Annotated in this window: 22 protein-coding genes; 18 read left to right on the top strand and 4 right to left on the bottom strand. The window is 45.3% G+C overall.

From position 1 onward, the window contains the following. Nucleotides 1–10 precede the first annotated feature (10 nt). The 5 genes from ruvB (at nt 11) to yajC (ending at nt 5730) form a co-directional block, all read left to right on the top strand. A complete protein-coding gene (gene ruvB, locus NSS82_RS25875; protein ID WP_036677672.1) occupies nt 11–1018 on the top strand; it encodes a Holliday junction branch migration DNA helicase RuvB in 1008 nt (335 codons plus the stop codon). Between the two features lie 32 nt (nt 1019–1050). Continuing rightward, a complete protein-coding gene (locus NSS82_RS25870; RefSeq protein WP_076105442.1) occupies nt 1051–3150 on the top strand; it encodes a SpoIID/LytB domain-containing protein in 2100 nt (699 codons plus the stop codon). Nucleotides 3151–3159: 9 nt separating this feature from the next. Next, nucleotides 3160–4188, top strand: a complete 1029-nt coding sequence (gene queA, locus NSS82_RS25865; RefSeq protein WP_038573001.1) for a tRNA preQ1(34) S-adenosylmethionine ribosyltransferase-isomerase QueA — start codon at nt 3160–3162, stop codon at nt 4186–4188. Nucleotides 4189–4209: 21 nt separating this feature from the next. Further along, nucleotides 4210–5346, top strand: a complete 1137-nt coding sequence (gene tgt / locus NSS82_RS25860) for a tRNA guanosine(34) transglycosylase Tgt (protein WP_036677666.1) — start codon at nt 4210–4212, stop codon at nt 5344–5346. A gap of 63 nt (nt 5347–5409) precedes the next feature. After that, the gene (gene yajC, locus NSS82_RS25855; protein ID WP_038572999.1) at nt 5410–5730 is read left to right on the top strand and encodes a preprotein translocase subunit YajC; all 321 of its coding nucleotides are present in this window, start codon (nt 5410–5412) and stop codon (nt 5728–5730) included. Nucleotides 5731–5826: 96 nt separating this feature from the next. On the opposite strand, the gene NSS82_RS25850 is transcribed toward yajC, so the two are convergent. Next, nucleotides 5827–6666, bottom strand: coding sequence for a phosphatase PAP2 family protein (locus tag NSS82_RS25850; protein ID WP_254924631.1), 840 nt, complete (start codon nt 6664–6666; stop codon nt 5827–5829). 94 nt (nt 6667–6760) lie between these two features. After that, nucleotides 6761–7153 (bottom strand): TIGR04086 family membrane protein, encoded by a 393-nt coding sequence (locus NSS82_RS25845; RefSeq protein ID WP_036677660.1) that lies wholly within the window; start codon nt 7151–7153, stop codon nt 6761–6763. Nucleotides 7154–7379: 226 nt separating this feature from the next. On the opposite strand from NSS82_RS25845, the gene NSS82_RS25840 reads away from it, so the two are divergent. Beyond that, a complete protein-coding gene (locus tag NSS82_RS25840; RefSeq protein ID WP_036677658.1) occupies nt 7380–8144 on the top strand; it encodes a DUF421 domain-containing protein in 765 nt (254 codons plus the stop codon). A 4-nt stretch (nt 8145–8148) separates the two neighbouring features. Here NSS82_RS25840 and spoVB read toward each other — a convergent pair whose 3' ends face one another. Beyond that, entirely contained in the window at nt 8149–9747 is a 1599-nt protein-coding gene (spoVB, locus tag NSS82_RS25835) for a stage V sporulation protein B (protein WP_076272392.1), read from the bottom strand. Between the two features lie 196 nt (nt 9748–9943). Here spoVB and NSS82_RS25830 point away from each other — a divergent pair, with 196 nt between their 5' ends. From NSS82_RS25830 to NSS82_RS25805, 6 genes are all read left to right on the top strand, one after another. After that, nucleotides 9944–10195 carry a post-transcriptional regulator gene (locus tag NSS82_RS25830; protein ID WP_036677655.1) on the top strand — a complete coding sequence of 84 codons (252 nt, stop codon included), beginning with the start codon at nt 9944–9946 and terminating at the stop codon, nt 10193–10195. A 221-nt stretch (nt 10196–10416) separates the two neighbouring features. Beyond that, on the top strand, nt 10417–11667 hold the full coding sequence (secD, locus tag NSS82_RS25825; protein ID WP_036677653.1) for a protein translocase subunit SecD: 1251 nt from the start codon (nt 10417–10419) through the stop codon (nt 11665–11667). Beyond that, a complete protein-coding gene (secF, locus tag NSS82_RS25820; protein ID WP_052097271.1) occupies nt 11657–12559 on the top strand; it encodes a protein translocase subunit SecF in 903 nt (300 codons plus the stop codon). The genes secD and secF overlap by 11 nt, the downstream gene beginning before the upstream one ends. Nucleotides 12560–12702: 143 nt before the next feature. Further along, nucleotides 12703–13653, top strand: a complete 951-nt coding sequence (locus NSS82_RS25815; protein WP_036677651.1) for a cation diffusion facilitator family transporter — start codon at nt 12703–12705, stop codon at nt 13651–13653. 29 nt (nt 13654–13682) lie between these two features. Beyond that, nucleotides 13683–16085 carry a single-stranded-DNA-specific exonuclease RecJ gene (recJ, locus tag NSS82_RS25810; protein WP_038572989.1) on the top strand — a complete coding sequence of 801 codons (2403 nt, stop codon included), beginning with the start codon at nt 13683–13685 and terminating at the stop codon, nt 16083–16085. 144 nt (nt 16086–16229) lie between these two features. Then, nucleotides 16230–16748, top strand: a complete 519-nt coding sequence (locus NSS82_RS25805) for an adenine phosphoribosyltransferase (protein WP_036677647.1) — start codon at nt 16230–16232, stop codon at nt 16746–16748. 242 nt (nt 16749–16990) lie between these two features. Here the strand turns inward: NSS82_RS25805 and uraA are convergent, their stop codons facing one another. Beyond that, nucleotides 16991–18304: a uracil permease gene (uraA, locus tag NSS82_RS25800; RefSeq protein ID WP_036677645.1), complete on the bottom strand. Its 1314-nt coding sequence runs from the start codon at nt 18302–18304 to the stop codon at nt 16991–16993. A gap of 313 nt (nt 18305–18617) precedes the next feature. Between uraA and NSS82_RS25795 the strand changes: the two genes are divergently transcribed. The 6 genes from NSS82_RS25795 to NSS82_RS25770 all read left to right on the top strand — a co-directional run bounded on the left by NSS82_RS25795 (nt 18618) and on the right by NSS82_RS25770 (nt 23217). After that, the gene (locus NSS82_RS25795; RefSeq protein WP_036677643.1) at nt 18618–20798 is read left to right on the top strand and encodes a RelA/SpoT family protein; all 2181 of its coding nucleotides are present in this window, start codon (nt 18618–18620) and stop codon (nt 20796–20798) included. Nucleotides 20799–20819: 21 nt separating this feature from the next. Next, nucleotides 20820–21263 (top strand): D-aminoacyl-tRNA deacylase, encoded by a 444-nt coding sequence (dtd, locus tag NSS82_RS25790; RefSeq protein ID WP_076272393.1) that lies wholly within the window; start codon nt 20820–20822, stop codon nt 21261–21263. A gap of 133 nt (nt 21264–21396) precedes the next feature. After that, a complete protein-coding gene (locus NSS82_RS25785; RefSeq protein ID WP_162636812.1) occupies nt 21397–21552 on the top strand; it encodes a hypothetical protein in 156 nt (51 codons plus the stop codon). Between the two features lie 153 nt (nt 21553–21705). Further along, nucleotides 21706–22215 carry a type 1 glutamine amidotransferase domain-containing protein gene (locus tag NSS82_RS25780; protein ID WP_076272394.1) on the top strand — a complete coding sequence of 170 codons (510 nt, stop codon included), beginning with the start codon at nt 21706–21708 and terminating at the stop codon, nt 22213–22215. 48 nt (nt 22216–22263) lie between these two features. Further along, nucleotides 22264–22713, top strand: coding sequence for a hypothetical protein (locus tag NSS82_RS25775; RefSeq protein ID WP_036677637.1), 450 nt, complete (start codon nt 22264–22266; stop codon nt 22711–22713). A gap of 366 nt (nt 22714–23079) precedes the next feature. Next, nucleotides 23080–23217 (top strand): hypothetical protein, encoded by a 138-nt coding sequence (locus tag NSS82_RS25770; RefSeq protein ID WP_155288182.1) that lies wholly within the window; start codon nt 23080–23082, stop codon nt 23215–23217. Nucleotides 23218–23304: the final 87 nt, after the last annotated feature.

The following is a 23304-nucleotide window of genomic DNA, read 5'->3' as shown; positions in this document are numbered from 1 at the left end:
GCGATAGGAAATGGATGACCGGATTATATCCGCGAATTTGATGATGGACGAGCAGGCGGTAGAACTAAGCTTGCGCCCTCGTTATCTGGGAGAATATATCGGCCAGACTCAGGTGAAAGAAAACCTGAAAGTATATATAGAAGCGGCCAAAATGAGAAGCGAAGCGCTGGATCATGTGCTGCTGTACGGACCTCCGGGTCTCGGCAAAACAACGCTCGCTAATATTATCGCCAATGAGCTGGGTGTGAACCTGCGAACAACTTCCGGCCCTGCGATAGAGCGTCCAGGCGACCTTGCCGCTCTGCTGACGAATCTGCAGGAAGGAGACGTGCTTTTCATCGATGAGATTCACCGTTTGCACCGCACGGTCGAGGAGGTTATGTATCCTGCGATGGAGGATTTCGCGCTGGATATCATGATCGGCAAAGGACCAAGTGCCCGTTCGGTACGATTGGATTTGCCGCCGTTCACACTGATAGGTGCCACAACCCGGGCAGGACTATTGTCTGCGCCACTGCGTGATCGTTTCGGAGTGGTCAGTCGCCTGGAATTCTATAACATAGATGAGCTGAGTTACATTGTATCTCGAAATGCGGATCTTCTAGGCATTGAGATTGTTGGCGATGCAGCAGAAGAGATTGCACTTCGTTCGCGGGGAACGCCGCGGATTGCCAACCGCTTATTGAAGCGGGTCCGTGATTTTGCTCAAGTGCGCGGAGATGGAATTATAACTCCTGAAATTTCTGGGGAAGCATTGAAGATGCTTCAGGTGGACCCGCGTGGGCTGGACAGTATTGACCACAAGATGTTAAGTGCTATGATTTCAAGCTTTCGCGGCGGTCCTGTAGGACTGGATACGATTGCAGCTACGATTGGTGAGGAAAGTCAGACGATTGAGGACGTATATGAGCCGTACCTGCTGCAGATAGGTTTCTTGCAGCGGAGTCCGCGTGGAAGAATTGTAACCCCGGCCGCTTATCATCATTTAGGGCTTCCGCTCCCTCCGGAGCAGCACTAGTTCGTCACTACAATTATAAAGGAGGATGCTGGATGAAGCATACGAAGAGGAAATGGAGAGGGGTCGCCCCGCTAAGCAAAGGATTGCTTGCGGCTGCGCTTGCTGTAGGAAGTTTCCTGATCCCTGCGGGTGCCAGTCATGCCGATTCTAATAGCACGATACGAGTTGCTCTTTATGCTGATATTGGAAGTAAATATAAATCCACTGTGCCAGCAGTAACACTGCAATCAACGCAAAGCTTTACTTTGCTGTCGGATCAAGCAGGAAGTGCTCCTTTGGTATCTGTCCCAGGACAGAAGCAAATTCGTATAAGTCTGGACGGATATAGAGTTAAGGTGATGGAGGCTTCAAGCTGGCAGACAGCAGCGGATGCAGCTAAAAAGCTCCAATCCACCTCCGATAAACCGCAGATTTTTGCAATCTCCAGAAATGGAGCGACTGTGTATCAGTTGTACACGGGCGTCTATGCTAGTGAAGCAGCTGCCAAGGATGGGCTTACCCGTGTAGTCAAAGCAGGGCTGAGCATTCCTGCTGACCAAACCCCAGCGGTGAAAGGCAATAAACATTTATCAGCTGGCCGCTATTCTTCGGAGCAGGAAGCAGATGTGGCGCTTAATAGCCTCACTGCAGCTGGTTTAGATGCTTGGAAGGTGTTTCTGGCAGGAAACGACGGCAGTGCACAAGTAGAGGTATGGGTAGGCGAAGCTGCCAACGATAGTGATTTAACAGCTGTTCAGGCCGCTGTGTCTACGGCGGCACCACAATTTACGGTTTCTGTGGCCACCTCGCCCGGATTAATACTGCGTAAGGATGCCGGGCTGGATTTTAGCAGTGAAACTCAAGCCGATCATTATCTGGTTTCTGGAAGCAATGCTAAATTTCTTGCGGCAGGCAGCGAGGCTGGGATTCAGTTAGTGGAAAGATCCAAGCGTACATATCGCGGAAATTTGGAACTGAGCAATTTGAGCGGATCGCTGGCTGTAATTAATGTAGTGCCGCTGGAGCAATACTTGTATGCCGTAGTGGGAGGAGAGGTTTCCTCCAGCTGGCCGGAAGAAGCGCTAAAAGCTCAGGCTGTCGCCGCCCGCAGCTATGCGCTGTCGCAAGGCAACCGTTTTGATGTAGCGAATGTAGTAGATACTACTCTTAGTCAGGTATATAACGGAATCGGGTCTGAAGCTCCCTCCATTATCAAAGCTGTAGATACTACTGCTGGTGAAGTGCTGATGAGCGGTGGTAAAGTTGTTGAGGCTGTATTTTCTTCCAATAGTGGTGGTGTGACAGCTGACCCTTCAGAGGTTTGGGCGAATGGTGGCGATGTATTTGCTAGTGTTCCAAGCGTTGAAGATGTTTCGGCGGCTGCTGCTAAGAAGTGGTATTATGTTCTGCTTGCGAATGGTACCTCTGGTTATGCACGTGAAGATAATATTAAATTAACCGGCAGCAAAACTGCTGCCGGACTCGATATAGTTACGGCTACAACCAAAGATGTGAATATACGTCCTCTGCCAGTTATTGAGAGCAGTGTTAGTGCGGTCGGAAAGCTGAATCCGGGTGAGAACGCTGTGGCTCTGGATAAAGTATATGAGTCCGGCAGCTATAGCTGGATCAAAGGGCCGTATACCTCTGCTGAACTTCTAAAAAGCTTGCAGGGCAAAACAACAAGCACGCTCCCTTCCAGCATCTCTAACCTGCAAGTTACTCAGCGCGGTCCTTCTGGAAGAGCGATTCAGGTGAAAGCTAATGGTCAGGCTCTGAATGTGAAATATCCTGATATGTTCCGCTCCGCGTTTAATGGATTACCTAGTACTTTGTTTGATATTGTGGCACCCGGAAGTTATACTGTATTAGGCGCTGACGGCGCTACCGCCACAATTAGCAGCTCGCAGAGTGCTGGTGTGCTTTCCGCATCGGGGAAGGTTAATGTAAATGGCAGTGGAACTGTAGTGATGGGTGGAGATTCTGCAGCCAGAGTGATCACTAACAGCTCGGGCTTTCTGTTCATTGGACAAGGCAACGGCCATGGTCTAGGCATGTCGCAGTGGGGCGTGAAAGGCATGGCAGACAGCGGGTATGATTACAAGCAAATATTGCAACACTATTATAAGAACGTTACTATAGTTAAGGAATGAAGACAGACCATGAATGTAGATGCTTATGATTTTCATTTGCCGGAAGAATTGATTGCCCAGACACCTCTCGCTGATCGCAGTGCTTCTAGACTGCTTCTAGTGAATAAGGAGGATGGAGAGCTGGCTCACCGGCATTTTACCGATATTATTGATTATTTTAATCCCGGAGACACGCTTGTTCTAAATGATACGAGAGTCATTCCAGCTAGATTGTTTGGAGTGAAAGAAGATACTGGTGCTAAGGCGGAAGTGCTCCTCCTGAAGAATCTTGGGGATGATCGCTGGGAAGCACTTGTAAAGCCAGGGAAAAAGCTCAAGACAGGCGCAGTGATCATCTTTAGCGATGAGCTTCGTGCCGTTATCGAGGACGAAGCTGATATGGGCGGCCGTACGCTTCGTTTCATATATCAGGGTATTTTTCAGGAGATTCTGGACAGGCTGGGAACGATGCCGCTGCCACCTTATATTAAGGAAACACTGGATGATCGTGAACGATATCAGACTGTGTATGCTCGGCATGAGGGATCGGCCGCTGCGCCTACCGCAGGGCTTCATTTTACCCAAGAATTGCTGGAACAGATTGAGGCTAAGGGTGTAAATATCGCTTATATCACCCTTCATGTAGGTCTCGGTACTTTTCGTCCGATGTCTGTAGAGAAGGTTGAAGAGCATGTTATGCATTCTGAGTACTTCGTAATGTCTCAAGAGACGGCAGATACCATAAATGCTACTAAGGCACGAGGCGGCCGTATTATTGCAGTTGGCACAACGTCTTGTCGGACACTTGAAACGGTCGGAAGACAATGTGAAGGTGGTCCGCTTGTGGAATGCAGTGGCTGGACGGATATTTTTATCTATCCAGGGTATAAGTTCAGTGTAGTAAATGCGCTAATTACCAATTTCCACCTGCCAAAGTCTACTTTGGTTATGTTGGTTAGCGCTTTGGCAGGTCGGGAACATATTCTAGCTGCTTATGAAGAAGCGATAGAGCAGAAGTACCGATTCTTTAGCTTTGGAGATGCAATGTTTATTTATTAAGGTAAGAGGATGGGTTAACTTATGGCAGCAATTACTTATGAGCACATCAAAACGTGCAAACAATCCGGAGCCAGACTTGGAAGAGTCCACACTCCACATGGTGTGATTGAGACACCAGCATTTATGCCAGTCGGCACACAAGCTACAGTCAAGACTATGAGTCCTGAAGAGCTGAAAGAGATGGATGCCCATATTATTTTGAGCAATACTTACCATCTGTTTCTAAGACCAGGCCATGATATTGTTCGTGAAGCTGGTGGACTGCACAAGTTCATGAACTGGGATCGTCCGATTCTGACAGACAGCGGCGGGTTTCAAGTATTCTCGTTAAGCGACATGCGCAAGATTACGGAAGAAGGAGTTCATTTCCGTTCCCATCTAAATGGGGATAAGAAATTCCTGTCTCCGGAAGTAGCGATGGAGGTTCAGAACTCCCTGGGTTCAGATATAATGATGGCATTTGATGAATGTCCTCCATTCCCGGCTGAGTATGATTATGTGAAAAAATCACTGGAGCGCACCACGCGCTGGGCAGAACGTTGCCTGAAAAGTCATGCTCGTCCTAACGATCAGGGTCTTTTTGCTATCGTGCAAGGGGGCATGTATGAAGATCTGCGCCGTCAGAGCGCGGCTGATTTGACTTCCATGGATTTCCCGGGGTATGCTATTGGGGGGCTCAGCGTCGGAGAGTCCAAGCAGCTAATGTATGAAGTGCTGGATTATACAGTTCCCCTGCTGCCACAAGGCAAACCTCGCTATTTGATGGGCGTGGGTTCACCGGATGCGCTGCTGGAAGGATCAATCCGAGGAGTGGACATGTTCGACTGTGTCTTGCCTACTCGTATTGCCCGTAATGGAACAACGATGACCAGTCAGGGAAGACTCGTTGTACGCAACGCTAAGTATGCCCGTGATTTTGGGCCGCTTGATCCGGAGTGCAATTGCTATACATGCCGGAATTATTCCCGCGCTTATTTGCGCCATCTAATCAAAGCCGATGAAACCTTCGGACTTAGATTGACGACATACCACAATTTGCACTTCTTGTTGGATTTAATGCGTAAAGTGCGTGAAGCCATCAAGGAAGATCGGCTGCTTGATTTTCGCGATGAGTTTTTTGCCAAATACGGATTATATGATAATCTTAAAGGCTTTTAGGGTTTGATTTATGAGTCATGCTTTTGAGTCATGCTTTAATGTACTTTGAAAGGGGGGAGAAATATGATTCAATCGTTTCAATATGCAGCTGGCGCAGGTGGTGGAGGTAGCATACTAGGTCTGGTAGGTCCCTTTGTCCTTATGTTTGTAGTATTCTACTTCTTGCTGATTCGTCCGCAACAAAAGAAGACCAAAACTCGTAACGCAATGTTGAAAGCTCTGAAAAAGGGCGATAAAATCGTTACTATTGGAGGACTTCACGGTACGATCATGGAGATTTCCGATGATATCGTGGTTCTGCGGGTCAACGATGTAACTAAGCTGACTTTTGATCGCGGTTCCATCAGCCACGCTGTGGCTACGGATGTCGAAGAGAAAGTATAGACTTGTTATTTAAGTACATAAAAAGCGGTGTCTTCTCATTGGAGAGGACACCGCTTTTTTGATCTTCAAGGTTATTGAGATTTAGCAGCTTTAACTTTAACGTACATTTGTTACGCGGCTCGGAACGGTAAGCGATTCTTCACGTCCCCGCAAAGTTAATTTGGCGAGTTGAACGCCAACTGTAGAGGCTAGTACAGCTAGCAAGGTTCCACCAATCATATCTGTAAGCCAATGAATGCCCAGATAGAAGATTCCAAAGACGATTACAACTGCGGAAATACTAGTGATGACCATCCAGCGCCGGTTCCCTGAACGGAAGGCCAGAAGTGCCATTGTAACAGATATGGACGTATGTAGACTCGGGAAGCAGTTATTTAGACCGGATAGTGGTCTATATTCCTGTTCAAATTTCGGAAATACATCCAGCATAGTAAATTTGACGCCTGCCGGCAGATAGGACCAAACCTCGTTTACCGGGAAGTAAAGATAGAATGGAATCGCCAAGGCATAGTTGATAATAATAGCATAACAGGTTGCGTATAACATCACCCGGTTTTTATCTAACAGATATACCCCTAATGAAGCTGCTAGAACGGATTGAAGCATGAAAATGTAGAAAAAGACGATGATCGGTGTTAACCATGGACTGTAGAATATATCCTGAACGGCTTGGACAAAATGACCCTCTAGGCCAAATATAAACGGCGTATAATCAGAGGTAAGATGCATTTTTTGTTCAATTTGCAGTTCATATTTATTTATGGCTAATACGCCAAACATTCCTGCAATCAGCAACAAAAACTTATAAGATCGCAGCATCTCTTTCCCAATTTCAACCAATGCCATGATTGGATTACGTTTAGAGCCAATCCATACTAATATCACTACTAATGCAACTGTGTACAAAACAATATGGTTCATTGATTGGTAAAACAAAGCAATCGAAGCCTCCTTGATCTCTTAATGAAGTCAGATGATCACAGTTTAACATATTTTCAAGGAATGTTTCGAATTTAATGGAATTATAATTTTAGCTTTTTTGTAAATTAACGCCAAACATTCCGCCGAGAGCGCCAATTGCTGCAGCTGCGAGAACCCATAGCAGATCTACGCCAGATGGTGCGCTATCCAGTGCCAAAAAACCGATTAACAGAACGATAATCCCATAAAATGCTCCTGTAAGACTTCCTTGATACCAGCCTTTGCTCGTGGCTCTGCGACCGGCGGTTAGTCCTCCGAATGCTGCAGCTATGCCGTGTACAATGTATGTGTACATTGAGAGATCCTGCTCCTTCAGACTGCTGCCCCATAACAAAAGAGAGAGGACAAACGCACCCATCAGCATCCAAAGGAATGATCGACATAGGCCAGATAACACAGGATTGGCTATTCTCCACGAGAACATGCGCCGGATTAAATACATGGTACAACCTCCTAAAGTTTTTTTGAGAAAAAAGAATCAACATAGTTATTATTCATTGTATGGGATGGCTTGCCCCAATAGTACAAGAAAGGGCATTGCAGCCTTTTTACCATTAATTAATATGCCGGCTTCCGAATGTTCCCTGCACAGAGCGGTCAGAATAGGGTTACATTAATCCACCCGAGGAAACAAGTCTGCGGGTGAGAATGGAGGGGAGCGAAGCTATATGTTCCAGCATATCTCTACCCATATTTTCTTGACCGTGCTGATGTATTTCTTCATATTCCTGTGTATGCGCATCATGGGGAAGAGGGAAATAGGTAAGCTGTCTGTATTTGATTTAACGATCTCCATCATGATTGCCGAGATTGCTGTTTTTGTGCTTGAGGATATCAATCGGCCGATCTATGAAGGAGTCGTTCCGATGGCAACATTAGTGTTGATACAGGTAATTGTGGCTCAACTCAGTCTTAAGAGCAGAAAGCTCAGACTTTTAATGGACGGCAAACCGAGCATACTCATTTCTGGAGGCAAGCTGCACCGGGGCGAAATGCGTAGGCAGAGATATAATATTGATGATCTGCTGCAGCAATTGCGTGGACAGAACATCGCCAGTCCTGCTGACGTGGAATTTGCGATCCTGGAGCCTAGTGGACAGCTAACCGTATTCGAGAAAGAGAAGGGGAGTTCATCCTCTAACCAATCAGGCAATAGCAGTGCAGCTGCTGAGCATAAAAAGAGTGACGATAATAAAGGGAACAAGAACCGTAAGATAGAACTGCCGAAGAATAAGATCAGGTATGAAGGACTTCCAATCCCTCTGATTATGGATGGAAAGGTGCAGGATCAGAATTTAGAGATGATTGGAAAAACCAGATTTTGGCTAAGAACTCAAATTCGCCAAAAGGGAGTATCTGATTTCAAAGATGTATTTCTATGCTCCATAGATCATAAGGGCAGAATTTATGTCGACCGTTTGGACAACAGATAACCTTTTAGAGCCTGCGTTTGATAAACGGCAGACGGTCCAAATCACGCAGTGAGATAAGGCCAGCTAACAGACTGATTCCAAAATACAGGACCATTCCTATCGCAGAGGCAAATAAAAATTGAATCCATTGTACATCTGCAATGGGAATGGAAGTGTATATATAATGCACGCCCGCTCCCATAATGAGCATTGCACATAAGGTTTTTATGGTTTCGGTTACTCTTAAAGATAATGATATGAGACTGACTACACTGTATCCGTGTAGTAACGTAACCAAAATGCTGTTCACAATAATGGCTATGATAGCGCCGTAAATTCCATATTCAGGTTGGGATGCCAGTATTACAATCAGAATGATTTTGACTACTGCTCCAATCAAGGTGTTGATGAGGGCCCTGCCCGGTCGATCCATAGCTTGCAGCGCAGCTTGTAAGGGAGCTTGAACATAGATGAACAAGGCGAACGGAGCCATAAGCTTCAGCATAGGGGCTGTATCCGCGTTGCCATATAACAAATTGCAAAGCGGGACCGCCAGGATATACATAAGAACAGCAAATGGGGCACCTGTTACCAGCGCAAGCCGCAACGCTTGATGCATACGCTTGTGAATGGTAGGCAAGTCCTTTCTTGCGGCAGCTTCTGATATGGAAGGAACCAGAGATACAGCAAGTGACGAGGTCAGTGCCCCGGGCAGCAGCAATAAGGGAATAACCATCCCTTGTAAAGACCCGTACTGGGCTGTAGCGGCAGCAGTGGCTATACCTGCCAAGGCGAGACTGCGCACTGTAATAATAGATTCCAGCAGATATGAAAAAGAGCCCACAAGCCGACTTGCTGTAACGGGAATGGATATGCCTAATAAGCGCCGTAATATGGGGATGTTGGCTTTCACACCATCTGGATCAGAAGGGATAACCTCTGACTCAAGAACGGGTTGCTCTGGAGTCGGATTTGTCTGCTTTTTATCTTTTTTAGTAATGACATAATATTGCCACAGAATCGCTAACATTCCGCCAATTTCTCCTACCGTCACACCTAACATCGCTCCAGCCGCCGCCATAGCAATACCCTTGGGAAGCAACAACCAGGAGAACCAGAGCATAAAGAATATTCGAACTAAAGATTCGAAGATGGAGGAGAGCGCCGATGGAATCATGTTTTGCTTTCCTTGGAAATAACCACGGTAGATTGCAGATACGGCGACGATCCCAATCATTGGGATCATGGCAATAAACGTATAATAAACTCTATGGTCTGTTAAGATAACATTAGAGACCCATGAGGCGCTTATCATAGCAACCAATGTAAAGAAGATTGCAAGTCCAACACTAAGGGCAAGTCCAGTACGTAAAATCAGCCGTGATTTTTCTGGCCGATTCTCTCCTTCTGCTTCCGCTACCATCTTGGCTATCGCCAGTGGAATCCCGCCTGTTATCACAGTAACCAGCACGAGAAAAAAAGGATATGCGAGCTGATACAGTCCCACACCTTCTGCTCCGATAATACGTGGTAAAGCAATCCGGGGAATAAATCCAAGCATCCGATTAATGATGCCGGCGGCTAGCAAGATTAAAGTTCCTTGTATAAAGCTCTGTTTCTTCAAAGGTCACGCCTTCTTCCCAAAATGAAATAAAACGCTGGCGAACTTGTCTATTCTTATGGATATGCTATACCCCTATCTCGGCATGCCTTGTTTTAGTAGCTTTAACTTTTTGTGACGGAAGAAGGAAAGCGAAGAACAAGAGTCGAATATCTATGGTGAGCATACGAACATGAGCGATCTTTGGAGGTGTCAACACGTGGAATCGGAACAGTGGAATCATGATCAACATAGTGAAGAAATCGAAGCCATGTGCCGCAGCAAAGCTGAAGAATTCCGGCTCCTCGGCTATGAGTATGTAACCAGCAAGGATATCTGGGATTGCATCAGCCGTAATTATGATAAGGAAGGCTTGCCTCCCCTACATAAGCTGGTAAACGACATTTATTCCTTGAAAGCCAATAGTTACATGAATTATTTGACTATTGCGGCCTATCGGGGGTTGAACTGAACAATAAACCACATATTTCTTTTTGCGAACTGCCTGATAAAGCAGTAAAGTAAGAGAATAATAACTCCACATCTCCTATTAAAACGGATGTCTTGCTGATTTATGCAGGGGCGGCCGTTTCTTTGTGTGAGTATAGCTCTATCAATGCTGTGAATTGACGGTCATTTCGCGTGTAGCTATAATAGGAATATTGAGTTAATGAAAGGGGAACTAGCTAGAGCATGAAGAGACTAATGGGCTTTTTTATTACCGTGCTCGTTTTGACAGGCGTAATGGCATTTACTACTCCTGGACTGCTGGACAAGGTTAGACTTGGTCTTGACCTGAAAGGCGGATTTGAGATTTTGTATCATGCTGAGCCTATGGAAGCGGGAGCAGCATTGTCCCGAGCTTCTCTGCTGAAGACAGCGGAAAGCTTAGAAAAACGGGCGAATGCGCTCGGAACAAGTGAACCAGAGGTAACTACTGAAGGTACGGACCGTATCCGTTTGAAAATTGCGGGCGTAACGGATGAAGCCGAGGTTCGTAAAAAAATGAAGGAACCTGCAGTTCTGACTTTCCGTAGTGCTGCTGAAGGTGACGCTGAGGGAACTTACAGCAAAATCGAACTGGTAGGTAGTGATTTTGTTGAAGGTGCTGCAGAAGTTGGACGGGATAACCTGAATCAGCCAATCATCAGCATCAAGATTAAGGACAAGGACAAATTTGCAGAGATTACTAAACGTCTCTTAGGAAAGAATCTCGCGATTTACTTGGATGAGAACAAACTATCTGACCCTACGGTACAAGCAGTACTTACCGATGGCAGTGCTTCTATTTCGGGTAACTATACAATTAAGGAAGCACGTGAACTTGCAGACACTATTAACCTAGGTGCATTGCCACTGAAGCTGACGGAGAAATATTCCCAAAGTGTGGGTGCTACCCTGGGTAAGCAATCGCTTGATCAAACGATTCGAGCAGGTCTGCTGGCTTCTGTGATTATCCTTATTTTTATGATCGGAATGTATCGTTTGCCAGGTCTTTTGGCTAGTTTTGCATTGCTCTTGCATACATGGGCGCTAATTGCGGTCTTCGTCTTCGCAGACTTTACCTTGACACTGCCTGGTATAGCCGCATTTATTCTGGGTATAGGTATGGCGGTCGATGCCAATATCATTACCAACGAACGGATACGGGAAGAAATGCGCAGTGGAAAAAGTATACTGTCCTCCGTTAAAGCAGGGAATAAATCCTCTTTCCGGACAGTAATGGACTCCAATGTGACTACTATTATTGTGGCAGCAGTTATGTTTGCCTTCGGTACAGGTGCGGTCAAAGGCTTTGCATTGGTGCTGATTGTAGAAATCGTGCTGAGTATCGCCACGAATCTTTATTTCTCCCACTGGTTGCTTAGCCAGCTTGTCAAAGCGGGTAAGCTGAACAAACCGAAGAGCTTCGGTGTTAAGGAGAGTGAAATCCGTGCGCTTTAAGAAAGAGCTTGATTTCGTACATTTGAGTAAATATTTCTATATTTTCTCTATCGCATTGACAGTAGCAGGATTGATATTCCTGGCGACATTTGGCCTGAATTACAGCGTTGACTTCAAAGCTGGATCTAATGTGGACATCTCCCTATCCAAGAATTTGAACTTGGATCAGGTTAAGACTGCAACTAGTGCAATCGATGTCGATCATGAACCAACGATTTCGTTTGGTGATCAGCGTGTGAATATTCGCTATGACGAAGTTCTTGATGAGGCTCAAGATGAGGCTCTAAAAGCTGAAATCCTTAAGCTGGATGACAAAGCATCGTTTGAGATTAACACCGTGGACACTGAAATGGCTAAAGAATTGGCACGTAATGCTATTTATGCAGTTCTGATTTCTTGTCTGGGGATTATTATTTATGTAAGTATTCGTTTTGAATGGCGTTTCGCCGTGGCATCGATTGTGGCCTTGCTCCATGATGCCTTTATCGTAGTCGCGCTCTTCTCTATCTTCCGTTTGGAAGTGGATTTGACTTTCATTGTAGCGGTGCTTACGATTATCGGTTATTCCATTAATGATACGATCGTTATTTTTGACCGTATCCGTGAGAATTTACGTTTTGGTAAACAGAAAACTTATGAAGACTTGAAACACCTTGTGAATAAAAGTGTGGCTCAAACGCTTATGCGTTCTCTCTATACCGCATTTACCGTATTTATTGCGGCGTTCTTCCTGTTATTATTCGGAGGCGAGTCGATTAAGATGTTCTCGCTTGCGATGGTAATCGGCTTGCTCTTCGGAGCTTACTCTTCCATCTTTATTGCCAGTCCACTCTGGTTAGTGCTTAAAAAGCGTGAGAAGGTTAAAGTGAAGAGCAGCCCGAATAAAGGTTAGAAGAAATTAGCATCGAAGTTCTACTTTTCTTATACGTTTAAGAAAGCCGCGTCAAATGCGACGCGGCTTTCGAAATCTTTAGGGTCATGTCATGTGTATTGAATCATCATGAGATTACTTGCTATTGGTAAGGAGGGCCTCGTATGAATAAAGAACGATCACCGCAAAGCGAGACGGTTGCTTGGACAGGGATCATTAGCGATGTTACTTTGGCAGTAGCTAAGGGGAGTTTTGGCTATATTTCAGGGAGCAAGGCATTAATGGGGGATGCTTTGTATTCCGGAGCAGACGCAGCAGCCAAACTGGCGGATATTCTTCCGTGGCGCTCTGAGCAAGGGAGAAAGAGTAAGCAACGGATCGAAGAACGGCGGGGCACTAAGGAGCCGCTGTTGGCTATACTTTTTTCGGTATTTATTCTTATGGGGGGACTGCAGATCGCATTCTCTGCAATCCGCGACTTAACGGATGGAAAATCATCTACACACGGACAGCTGGCGTTTGTAACCGTCTTAGTATCTATTGTTTTTAAAGAAGCTGTATTTCAATATCAATATCGCTACTTTAAAAAAATAGGTGATGGCAGTCACGCTGCATATGTTAATAGTCATCGTTTCAGCTTATATACATCTATCACAGTATTAGTCGGAATTTCGTTATCCATGGGTGGCACCTATTGGCATCCTCTATCTTATATGGATCCTATTGCCGCACTCTTAACCGGAGTTTTAATTCTTCGTAAAGGTTATTCACTCATTGCTAGCTCTATTAACACTAAAAATGCGCAGGAGCTTCCTTCGGAGGAAGCCGCTAATTTTATTGAAACGGTGCAACGTGTTCATGGCGTCATTCGCGTAGAACATCTGAAGGCACTTGAGCAAGGGAATTATGTGAATCTTCAAGTGAAGATCAGTGTGAATCCGCGGATTACGGTGATGGAAGCACAGGATATTTCGGAATGCGCTAGGAAGCTGCTGCAGCACCGGTTTGTTCATGTCGGTGAGGTGCATATGGACGTTGTTCCTTATGATCCCGGCTATCCGTACAAAAGCAATTATGAATTGCCGGATAATGATATTCCTACGTTGCTTCAGTAGTTTGCAAGGTGAGAGAAAGGTGAGTTCTATTGCTTTATTCAAAAACAAGATGGCAATCTCCGGCAGCCAATCCCGACACAGTTAGGGATATGGCCCGGAGCCTTTCTATTTCTCCACTCTTATCCTCACTATTAGTAAATAGAGGAATGAACACGCCTCATGAAGCTCTAAGCTTCATGGATGGCAGTGAGGAAGAACAGCATGATCCGTTCCTACTCAAAGGAATGGCTGAAGCGGTTCCTAGAATTAGAAAGGCTTTAAAAGATGAAGAACATATTCTTATTTATGGCGATTATGATGCCGACGGGGTGTCCAGCACAGCACTTATGATTCATCTGCTGCGCTATTTAGGCGCTTCCTTTGATATTTATATCCCACACCGCTCTAATGAGGGTTATGGGCTGCATAATCATGCCCTGGATTGGGCTTTACAGCAAGGTGTCTCCTTAATCATTACAGTAGATACTGGCATTAGCGCTTATCATCAGGTTGCTTACGCTAATGAACTGGGGATCGATGTGATCGTTACGGATCACCATGAACCCCCTGAGCTTTTGCCAGAGGCCTATACGCTTATTAATCCCAAGCTGCCAGACTGCCCTTATCCGTTCAAAGGATTAGCGGGTGTAGGTGTGGCTTATAAGCTTGCTCAGGCTATTCTAGGGGAAGAAACTCCCACAGAATGGGCAGAGATTGCAGCGATAGGAACGGTTGCGGATTTAATGCCGCTGCTTGGCGAAAACCGTGAGATTGTTAGAAATGGCTTGGAAAGTATGCGGCATTCAAGTTTCCCGGGGATTCGTGCCTTACTCGCTGTCAGCGGTGTGAACATGAGCACTGTGAGTGCGGTCAATATCGCTTTTGGCATGGCGCCGCGCATCAATGCCAGTGGTCGCCTGGACCATGCTGGACGGGCTGTGTCCCTCCTCACTACCGAGCATGCGGCTGAGGCAGAGCAGCTAGCTGGAGAGCTGGACCTGCTTAACAAAGAACGCCAATTGGTGGTAGAAAGAATTGTTGTTGAGGCTACTGCCAAGCTGGAGCAGATGACACAGGGTGGCGAAATCCCAGACATCATTGTTCTTGCTGATCATGGCTGGAATGTAGGTGTGGTAGGTATAGTGGCTTCCAAACTGCTGGAGCGTTATTATCGGCCTGTGATCATTCTGGATATACATCCAGAGACCGGAATGTGCAAAGGTTCTGCTCGCTCCATTCCTGGACTTGACATCTACGCTGCACTTTCTTCTTGTTCTGATTTAATGGATCATTTTGGAGGTCATCCAGCCGCTGCGGGAATGAGCCTGCATCGGGATGGATTAGAAGCCTTTGCTGCAGCATTAAACGAATATGCGTCCGGGGTGTTAACGCCAGAGCATTTCGTTCCTGTTGCTTCCGCTGATGCAGAGGTGTCAATCTCAGATTTATCACTGCAGACCGCGTTAGAATTGGAAAGGCTTGCACCATTCGGAATGTCTAATCCGTTGCCGAAGTTTATTATTCGTGGGGCTACCGTGAAAGAGACACGTACAATGGGCCAAGATGGAAAACACCTGAAGATTGTTTTGCAGCAGGGGAAAAACAGCATTGAAGCCTTGGCGTTTGGTAAAGGCGCTTTATCCAGGCTGCTACCGGCGGGTACTACGATCAACGTGTTAGCTGAGCTGTCGATCAATGAATGGAATGGCTCACGCAAATCACAGCTGATGCTGCAGGATTTATCTGTGCAGGATGCTCAGTTATTCGATCTTCGTGGTGCTGCTGACGCCGTACGGCAAGCCGCACATATTAGAGAACTACTTCTTCCTTATAGTGGTGCGGGTCCGTATCGAGCTGCTGCAGTGTTTCAGAACGGACGTAGTACGCCTGCAAGTGAATTGATAGGAATGTCTTTATGGGTATATGATAAAGAAGCTGGCATTAGCGCTGCTGTTAAGGATGAGCCCCTTCAGGAATCAGGGCATGTCTCCCTGTTATGCTTACTGGATATGCCGGAGACTCCTGAACAACTGGATGCGCTGCTCGAAACCTTCCCTAATGCTGATAATATTGCGTTATTGCATTCTATCAAGGATGGCCGAGAACGACTTATTACTCCGACACGGGATCATTTCAAAATACTATATAAACTGTTGGCTTCGATCACCTCAGTTGCAACACCTGAGAACGAAGTTTTGCTGCGGTTAAGCCGCCAGTCCTCGTTAAGTATCCGCATGCTTAACAACATGCTTGATGTGTTTGAGGAGCTTGATTTTATTAAAAGAAGTCAGGGAAGTGTAGCGTTTATTACTCAGCCAGTAGCTAAAAGTCTGACAGCATCGAGTCATTTTGTCCGACTGGGACAGATGGCGGAAATGGAGCAATACTTCATGGAGGGCAGCCTGTCAGAGTTACAGGACTGGATGTTATCGCGTCGTTTAGGCGTATCATAATCCATGCAAATATGAGCTGCTGAGCGTACCCAACGGTGTATAAAAATGCAACGCTCAATATAACAAAACGTATGCTTACGAAGCAAGTTTTGCCGATCTGAATCAAAGCAGCTATGCTAACAAAACTTATAGGAGATGATAAATTTGGATTTTAAAGATAGTATTCGTGTGATTCCTGATTTCCCTAAAGAAGGTATTAGTTTTAAAGATATCACCACATTGCTTAAAGACGGGGAGGCTTACCGCCAAGCGATTGACGCGTTGAAAGCTCTCGTAGCGCACTTGGAAATCGACGTTATCGCTGGACCAGAAGCACGTGGCTTCGTAGTTGGAGCACCTCTTGCTTATGCGATGGGAGTAGGTTTTGTGCCGATTCGTAAAAGCGGCAAGCTTCCATATGAGACTATAGAGGTAGGTTATGATCTTGAGTATGGCAAGGACACACTTGCTGTTCACACGGATGCTATCAAGCCTGGTCAAAAAGTATTGATCGCTGATGATTTATTGGCTACTGGTGGAACCATTGCTACTTCGGTTAACCTTGTAGAACAGCTTGGCGGTAAAGTGGTAGGCGCTGCTTTTCTGATTGAGCTGGTTGAGCTTGCTGGACGTAATAAGCTTTCTGGAGTTGAAGTTCTTTCCTTGGTGAATTACGAGGATTAATCTTGTAAAGTTTGTCTTTTCCCGGGAAATAAACGGGGATTCGGCTCTCGAATTATGCTGAAAAGTGCAAAGACGCAAAGTGTGGAAGTTAAACATTAATTGGAAAATGTAAGATAATAACAGCAGCTGTCTGCCTTTTGGCGGAGAGTTGCTGTTTTGTATCTGAGTCAATAAAAAAAGCTGCCCAAGTCCATAAATGGACGTTGGAGCAGCTTTTTTAAAATTCTATTTTTTATAACCGATTAATGGGCAGTTTTATCACTTTCTCCGCCTTCATTAGACAATCCGAGCACTTCAATGAGTTTGAAGAACAGAGCCAGAACGATACCAACAATTGTAGCCAGCGCCATACCACTTAGTTTAACGTTGCCCATGGTAAGGGTTGTACCACTGATTCCGACAACGAGTACCAACGTAGCCATGATCATGTTAGTAGCTTTGGAAAAATCAACTTTTTGCTCAACGAAAATACGTAATCCGGAAGCCGCAATTACACCGAACAGCAGCAGGGATACACCGCCCATTACAGGGGTTGGAATATTAGCGATAACAGAGGAGAAAGTACCAGAGAATGAAAGCAGAATAGCGATCACCGCTGCGCCGCCGATTACATATACCGAATATACTTTAGTCAACGCCATAACCCCGATATTTTCACCGTAGGTTGTATTTGGAGTAGAACCGATAAAACCGGAGATAATTGTAGATATCCCGTTCCCCATCAGGGAGCGGTCAAGTCCAGGATCTTTAGCCAAGTCTCTGCCAACAATATTGCTTGTTACAAGTAAATGTCCAATATGCTCAACGATAACAACTAATGATACCGGGATAATAGTGAATATTACATTCCAATCAAATGAAGGAGTAACAATGGAAGGATGCGCTAAAAATTTTGCATTAGAGATAGCAGCGGTATCCACCATTTTCAAAATATATGCTAAACCATAACCAGTGACGATACCAATAAGGATGTGAATGATTTTTGGAAAACCGCGGAAGAGTACAGCTCCAATTACAGTTACACCAAGCGTCACCATAGAAAGTGCGATTGTTTTGCCATCTGGCGTCCAGTCTGCAACTGCAACGCCTTCAGGAGCAATAAGTCCTGCCATTCGTGCGGCAACAGGTACAAGTTCAAGTCCGATCGTAGCTACGATAGCTCCCATTACTGCTGGAGGGAAAACAACATCAATCCATTTGGTTCCTGCATAACGAATGATCAATGCCACGAGCACGAATATAATACCAGTGACGATAAAAGCACCCAAAGCAAGCGAGTATCCTTTCATGTGATCATTTGGGTAACGACTGAGTACTGATAATACCGGTGCAATAAAGGCAAAGCTGGAACCAAGGTACGCAGGGATTTTACCGCGACAGATCCAAATGTACAGCAATGTACCGATACCATTCATAAGCAAAATCATTCCAGGGTCGACCCCGAACAAGTTAGGCACTAGCACTGTACTGCCAAACATGGCAAACAAATGCTGGAGACTTAATAGAAAGCCTGGGCCCCATGGAAGTTTTTCGTTAACTTGAATTTCGCGTTGCAATGGAGTTCACTCCTCTTTCTTATCTGATATTATGTTGTCCGGCGAAAATCCGCCTTTACTAGATTAAATAGAACTTGGCTTTTTTACAACAACATTTTCACAAGTGTTATTAATTTGTCCGAATTTAATTACTTTTACTTCTGGAATCCCATGAGATGGCAAGTGTTGACGTAATCCTCCTTAAGCCTCATAATTATAGACAACTTTGAATAAGGGCGTAAGTAAGCTTGGACAAATGAAATGATTGGAACCTGCAGATTTTTGAACAGTTGCGGGTTCATTTTATTATAGAAAGGAATCGGATACGACGAGAATGGGCATTGAGCGATTAATTGATAAGGCTGGCGCCTATATAAAAGATAAAGATCTTCTCCGCATCCGGGAAGCTTATGAATTTGCCGATCAGGCTCATCACGGGCAGATCCGCAAGTCGGGGGAGCCATACATTCTGCATCCGCTGGCGGTGGCAGATATTGTCGTCAATATGCAAATGGATGTTATATCTATTGTTGCAGCGCTTTTGCATGATGTGGTGGAAGATACGACGGTCTCACTGGAACAAATCCGCGCTAAATTTGGCGATACCTGCGCAATGCTTGTTGACGGCTTAACGAAGCTGGAACGCATTCGCTTTCGCTCAAAGGAAGAGCAGCAGAACGAGAATTACCGCAAAATGTTTATTGCTATGGCTCAGGATATCCGGGTCATTGTCATTAAACTGGCGGACCGTCTGCATAATATGCGAACGTTAAAATACCAATCTGAAGAGAGCCAGCGCCGTATTTCTTATGAGACGTTGGAGATTTTCTGTCCTGTAGCTGACCGGCTGGGGATTTCCGCGATTAAGTGGGAGATGGAGGATATTGCGCTTCGTTACTTGAACCCGCAGCAGTATTACCGGATTGCTAATCTGGTGCATAAGAAGCGGGCTGAACGTGAGCAATTTATCGACAGCGTAATTGGCCGTATTCGTGCCAAGCTGGATGAAATGGGCATTGAAGGTGATCTTTCCGGCCGCCCGAAGCATATTTACAGTGTTTATAACAAAATGAGCACAAAAAACAAGCAGTTTAATGAAATTTATGACCTGCTGGCCATTCGTATCATTGTGGATAATATCAAGGACTGTTATGCAACCCTTGGAATTATTCATACCTTATGGAAGCCAATGCCGGGGCGTTTTAAAGATTATATAGCTATGCCAAAAGCCAATATGTATCAATCTCTGCATACTACTGTGGTAGGACCAGGCGGAGAGCCTACTGAGGTGCAAATTCGCACCTGGGAAATGCACCGCACGGCAGAATACGGGATAGCCGCACACTGGGCATACAAAGAAGGCAGCAGTAATAATGCTAATCCGGAGAATCGGATGCCTTTCTTTCGCGAAATATTGGAGCTGCAGCATGAAGCTAAGGATGCCGAAGAGTTCGTAAAATCACTGAAAATGGATTTTTTCTCAGACCTCGTGTTTGTATTTACTCCTAAAGGTGAGGTTATCGAGCTTCCTGCCGGTTCTGTGCCTCTTGACTTCGCGTTCCGTATTCATACAGAAGTGGGCAATCGTACAATTGGTTCCAAGGTGAACGGGCGGATCGTGCCGCTTGATCACAAGCTGAAGACGGGCGATATTGTTGAGATTTTGACGTCTAAGCATTCTTACGGACCTAGCCGTGACTGGCTCAAAATTGCACAATCCTCTCACGCAAGAAGCAAAATTAAGCAATGGTTCAAAAAAGAAAAACGTGAGGAAAATGTCGAAAAAGGTCGCGAAGCGATTGAACGTGAGCTGAAGCGCCTGAATGTCGAAGTTTCCGAGTGGATTTCTGATGAAAAACTATTGGAAGCTGCGAAAAAATTTGCCTTTAATGATGTAGAGGATATGTTGTCTGCCGTTGGTTTTGGTGGGATTACCGCTTCGCAAATTGCCTCCCGCTTGACGGAGAAGCTGCGCAAGGAGCAGGAAGAAGCTGCTAATCACTTGGAGCTTACTTCAGAGATGAAGGAGATCAAGTCTTCCGGCGAGAGACGTAATCAACCTACCAATGGTGTTAGTGTAAAAGGAATTGAAAACTTACTTGTTCGTTTTGCACGATGTTGCAACCCGGTTCCGGGTGACGACATTGTAGGTTATGTTACACGGGGCCGGGGCGTATCTGTACACCGCCAGGATTGTCCTAACATTCCGGGTGAAGGTGACGGAGAAGAAGCAGCTAGAGTGATTGAAGTGGAATGGGAAGGCACGATGGAAGCAAACTACAGTGTGGATATTGAGATTACAGGCCATGATCGCAATGGACTGCTCAATGAAGTACTGCAGGCAGTGTCCGAGAGCAAAACGAACATTTCAGCGGTCACTGGGCGCTCTGACAAGAATAAGATGGCAATGATTCATATGACCATCCTTATTCGTAATACGGAGCATCTGCAATCCGTTGTAGATAAAGTGAAACGAGTCAAAGATGTATATACAGTGAATCGGATCATGCAATAAGGCAAGGAGCGAAGTAGTGCGATGAGAGTTGTAGTACAGCGTTGCAAGGACGCCAAAGTAACCGTGGATGAGACAGTGACCGGAGCGATTGGCAATGGTCTGATGCTGCTTGTCGGCGTTACCCATGAAGATACGGAGAAGGATGCCAAATATTTGGCGGATAAAATAGCTGGACTGCGTATTTTTGAAGATGATGCTGGCAAAATGAACTATAGTGTCACGGATACTAACGGAGCTATTCTTTCAGTGTCCCAGTTTACTTTATACGGAGATTGCCGTAAGGGAAGACGGCCGAATTTCATGGGAGCTGCAGCTCCTGTGGAGGCCGAGCGTCTTTATGATTATTTTAATCAAGAGCTTAGAGCTGGAGGTCTTCAGGTGGAGACGGGCATATTTGGAGCGATGATGGATGTGTCGCTGACCAATTGGGGCCCAGTTACTCTCATTCTGGATAGCCGCAGCTAACGAAATAGAGGATGTCGAAGATTGCTTCTGACCGGAGCTAACTTTCGACATCTTTTTTTTATGCGGATAGAGCTTCTTCGGGCTGGATAAACTAAATGCAGGCAGATATCACGCATAAGGCAGGAGTTTAAGAATGAGACAATCACAGAAGGCATGGGTATGGAGAAGTATCCCGGCACTACCGACTGGGAGTCCTATGGAAGCCTGTGCATTAGCAAAAAAGCTAGACGGCGAGACCGAACCACTAGTGATCAAAGGAAGAAGCCGCAATCTCTTGCCGCGTACCTGAAGCAGCGGGTGGAAAATGCGGCTTTTTCGGTGTTGTGAAGGAAGCCTTTTTTCCGATTAAAGGTTAGAAAGCATCCTCATAAGGGTAATAGACCACAAGAAAGAATAATTAGAACATCATTAATTGCTAAAGACAGAGAGGAGAAACTATTACATGAGTAACGTTGCTTTCTTACTGGCTAATGATTTTGAAGATTCTGAAATGAAGGTTCCTTATGATGAAATTATAAAGGCAGGACATCAAGCTGACATTATTGGTTTGAAAAAAGGGGAGACCTTGCTAGGTAAAAAGAAAGAAGTCTCCTACGCAGCAGACAAGGCGATCGCCGATGTTCGAGAAAGTGATTATGACGCGATTGTTATCCCGGGTGGTTCTTCCCCCGAGAATTTACGGCAAAATGCCGATATTTTGAAGTTTGTAAAAGAAGCAAATGAAGCAGGCAAGCCTATCGCCTCTATTTGCCACGGACCGCAAATTCTGATCAGTGCAGACTTGCTTAAGGGACGCACCATTACCTCTTATCCTCCGCTGAAGGATGATGTTGTGAATGCCGGCGCGGAGTTTAAGGATGAGGAAGTAGTGGTTGATCGCAATTACATTACTTCGCGTACACCAAAAGATGAGCCTGCATTTGTTCGTGAAATATTGAAGGTCCTGAAATAAATAAGCAATATTTAAATTAGAGTCTTATAATCCAAGGAGGTAATGGCAATGAGCAGAAAAATCCAAGCGTATTTCAGAACTGAAAATGAAGCAGAAGGCGCAAAAACAGCATTGATTAGCTATAAGGTGGATGGCTTGGAGGTTTGGCCACTCACGGACCCTATCGGCAATGATCGTAATATTCTGTTTCCAATCATTCCACTGGATAGTGCATCTGTAGTCGCAGGCACAACTGGAACGCTTGGAACGGCTAGCACACCTGCAGCTGGAGCTATGCTGGTTCCTGGCATTGCCGCCTCCGACACTCGGGCTGACCCTGAAACGCATTATAGTGTGAATGAAGATCAGGTTAGTGCGAACGTGGCAGAAGGAGATCTCGAAGATGGGGATTTAAGTGAACTTCGTTATGTGATGGAGCTAAGTATAGCAGAAGAGAATTATAATGAAGTTGTGGAAATCCTCCGGGGCAAAGGGGCTTATGTTGAACAATTCGAATAGTATTCTATTAAAAATAAACCGCTTTCATGGAATGTAATATAATCGTAATATTACGTACATGATTCCTTAATATAGCGTGTTTATAATAAAGGCATGACCCCCTTTTTAATAATATATGATGATGGACCTGCAGCATTCGGCTGCAGGTCATTTTTTTGTTACAATATAATTGCTGAATAAAAAACTCGGAAGCTGTCAAAATTTATACTAGGCATCCTTTTTACTACCTTGACTTTAATGCAGTAGTTCAGTAGAATATTAACAATATACGATTTTATCATATGGTTTTGATGACGGGACCAAGTAATTCGAGAACCCACAACTCCAGAGAAGAATCCCTTGTCGATTCGGATGACATCTACTTAAGTGGATGATGAACCGGTATCGCTTGGCTGCAAGGATTCTGTTGATGAGCGAATGAATGACCTCCCCGAGAACGTACGGCGAAAGTGGGCAGTGTTGATTGCCGCGATCAGTAGCCGTTTACGCGTAGGCGGGCGTTAACCGCTTTGAGCGGCTTCAGTATATTTTTACTGATCCGGAATGTGGGTGGTACCACGTGGTGTATTATTGGTTATGATAATCCCTCGT

Origin of the sequence: Paenibacillus sp. FSL H7-0735, from assembly GCF_038008505.1 — a bacterium.
Classification (GTDB): Bacteria; Bacillota; Bacilli; order Paenibacillales; family Paenibacillaceae; genus Paenibacillus_AQ; species Paenibacillus_AQ odorifer.
This window is presented reverse-complemented; position numbering and strand designations above follow the sequence as displayed.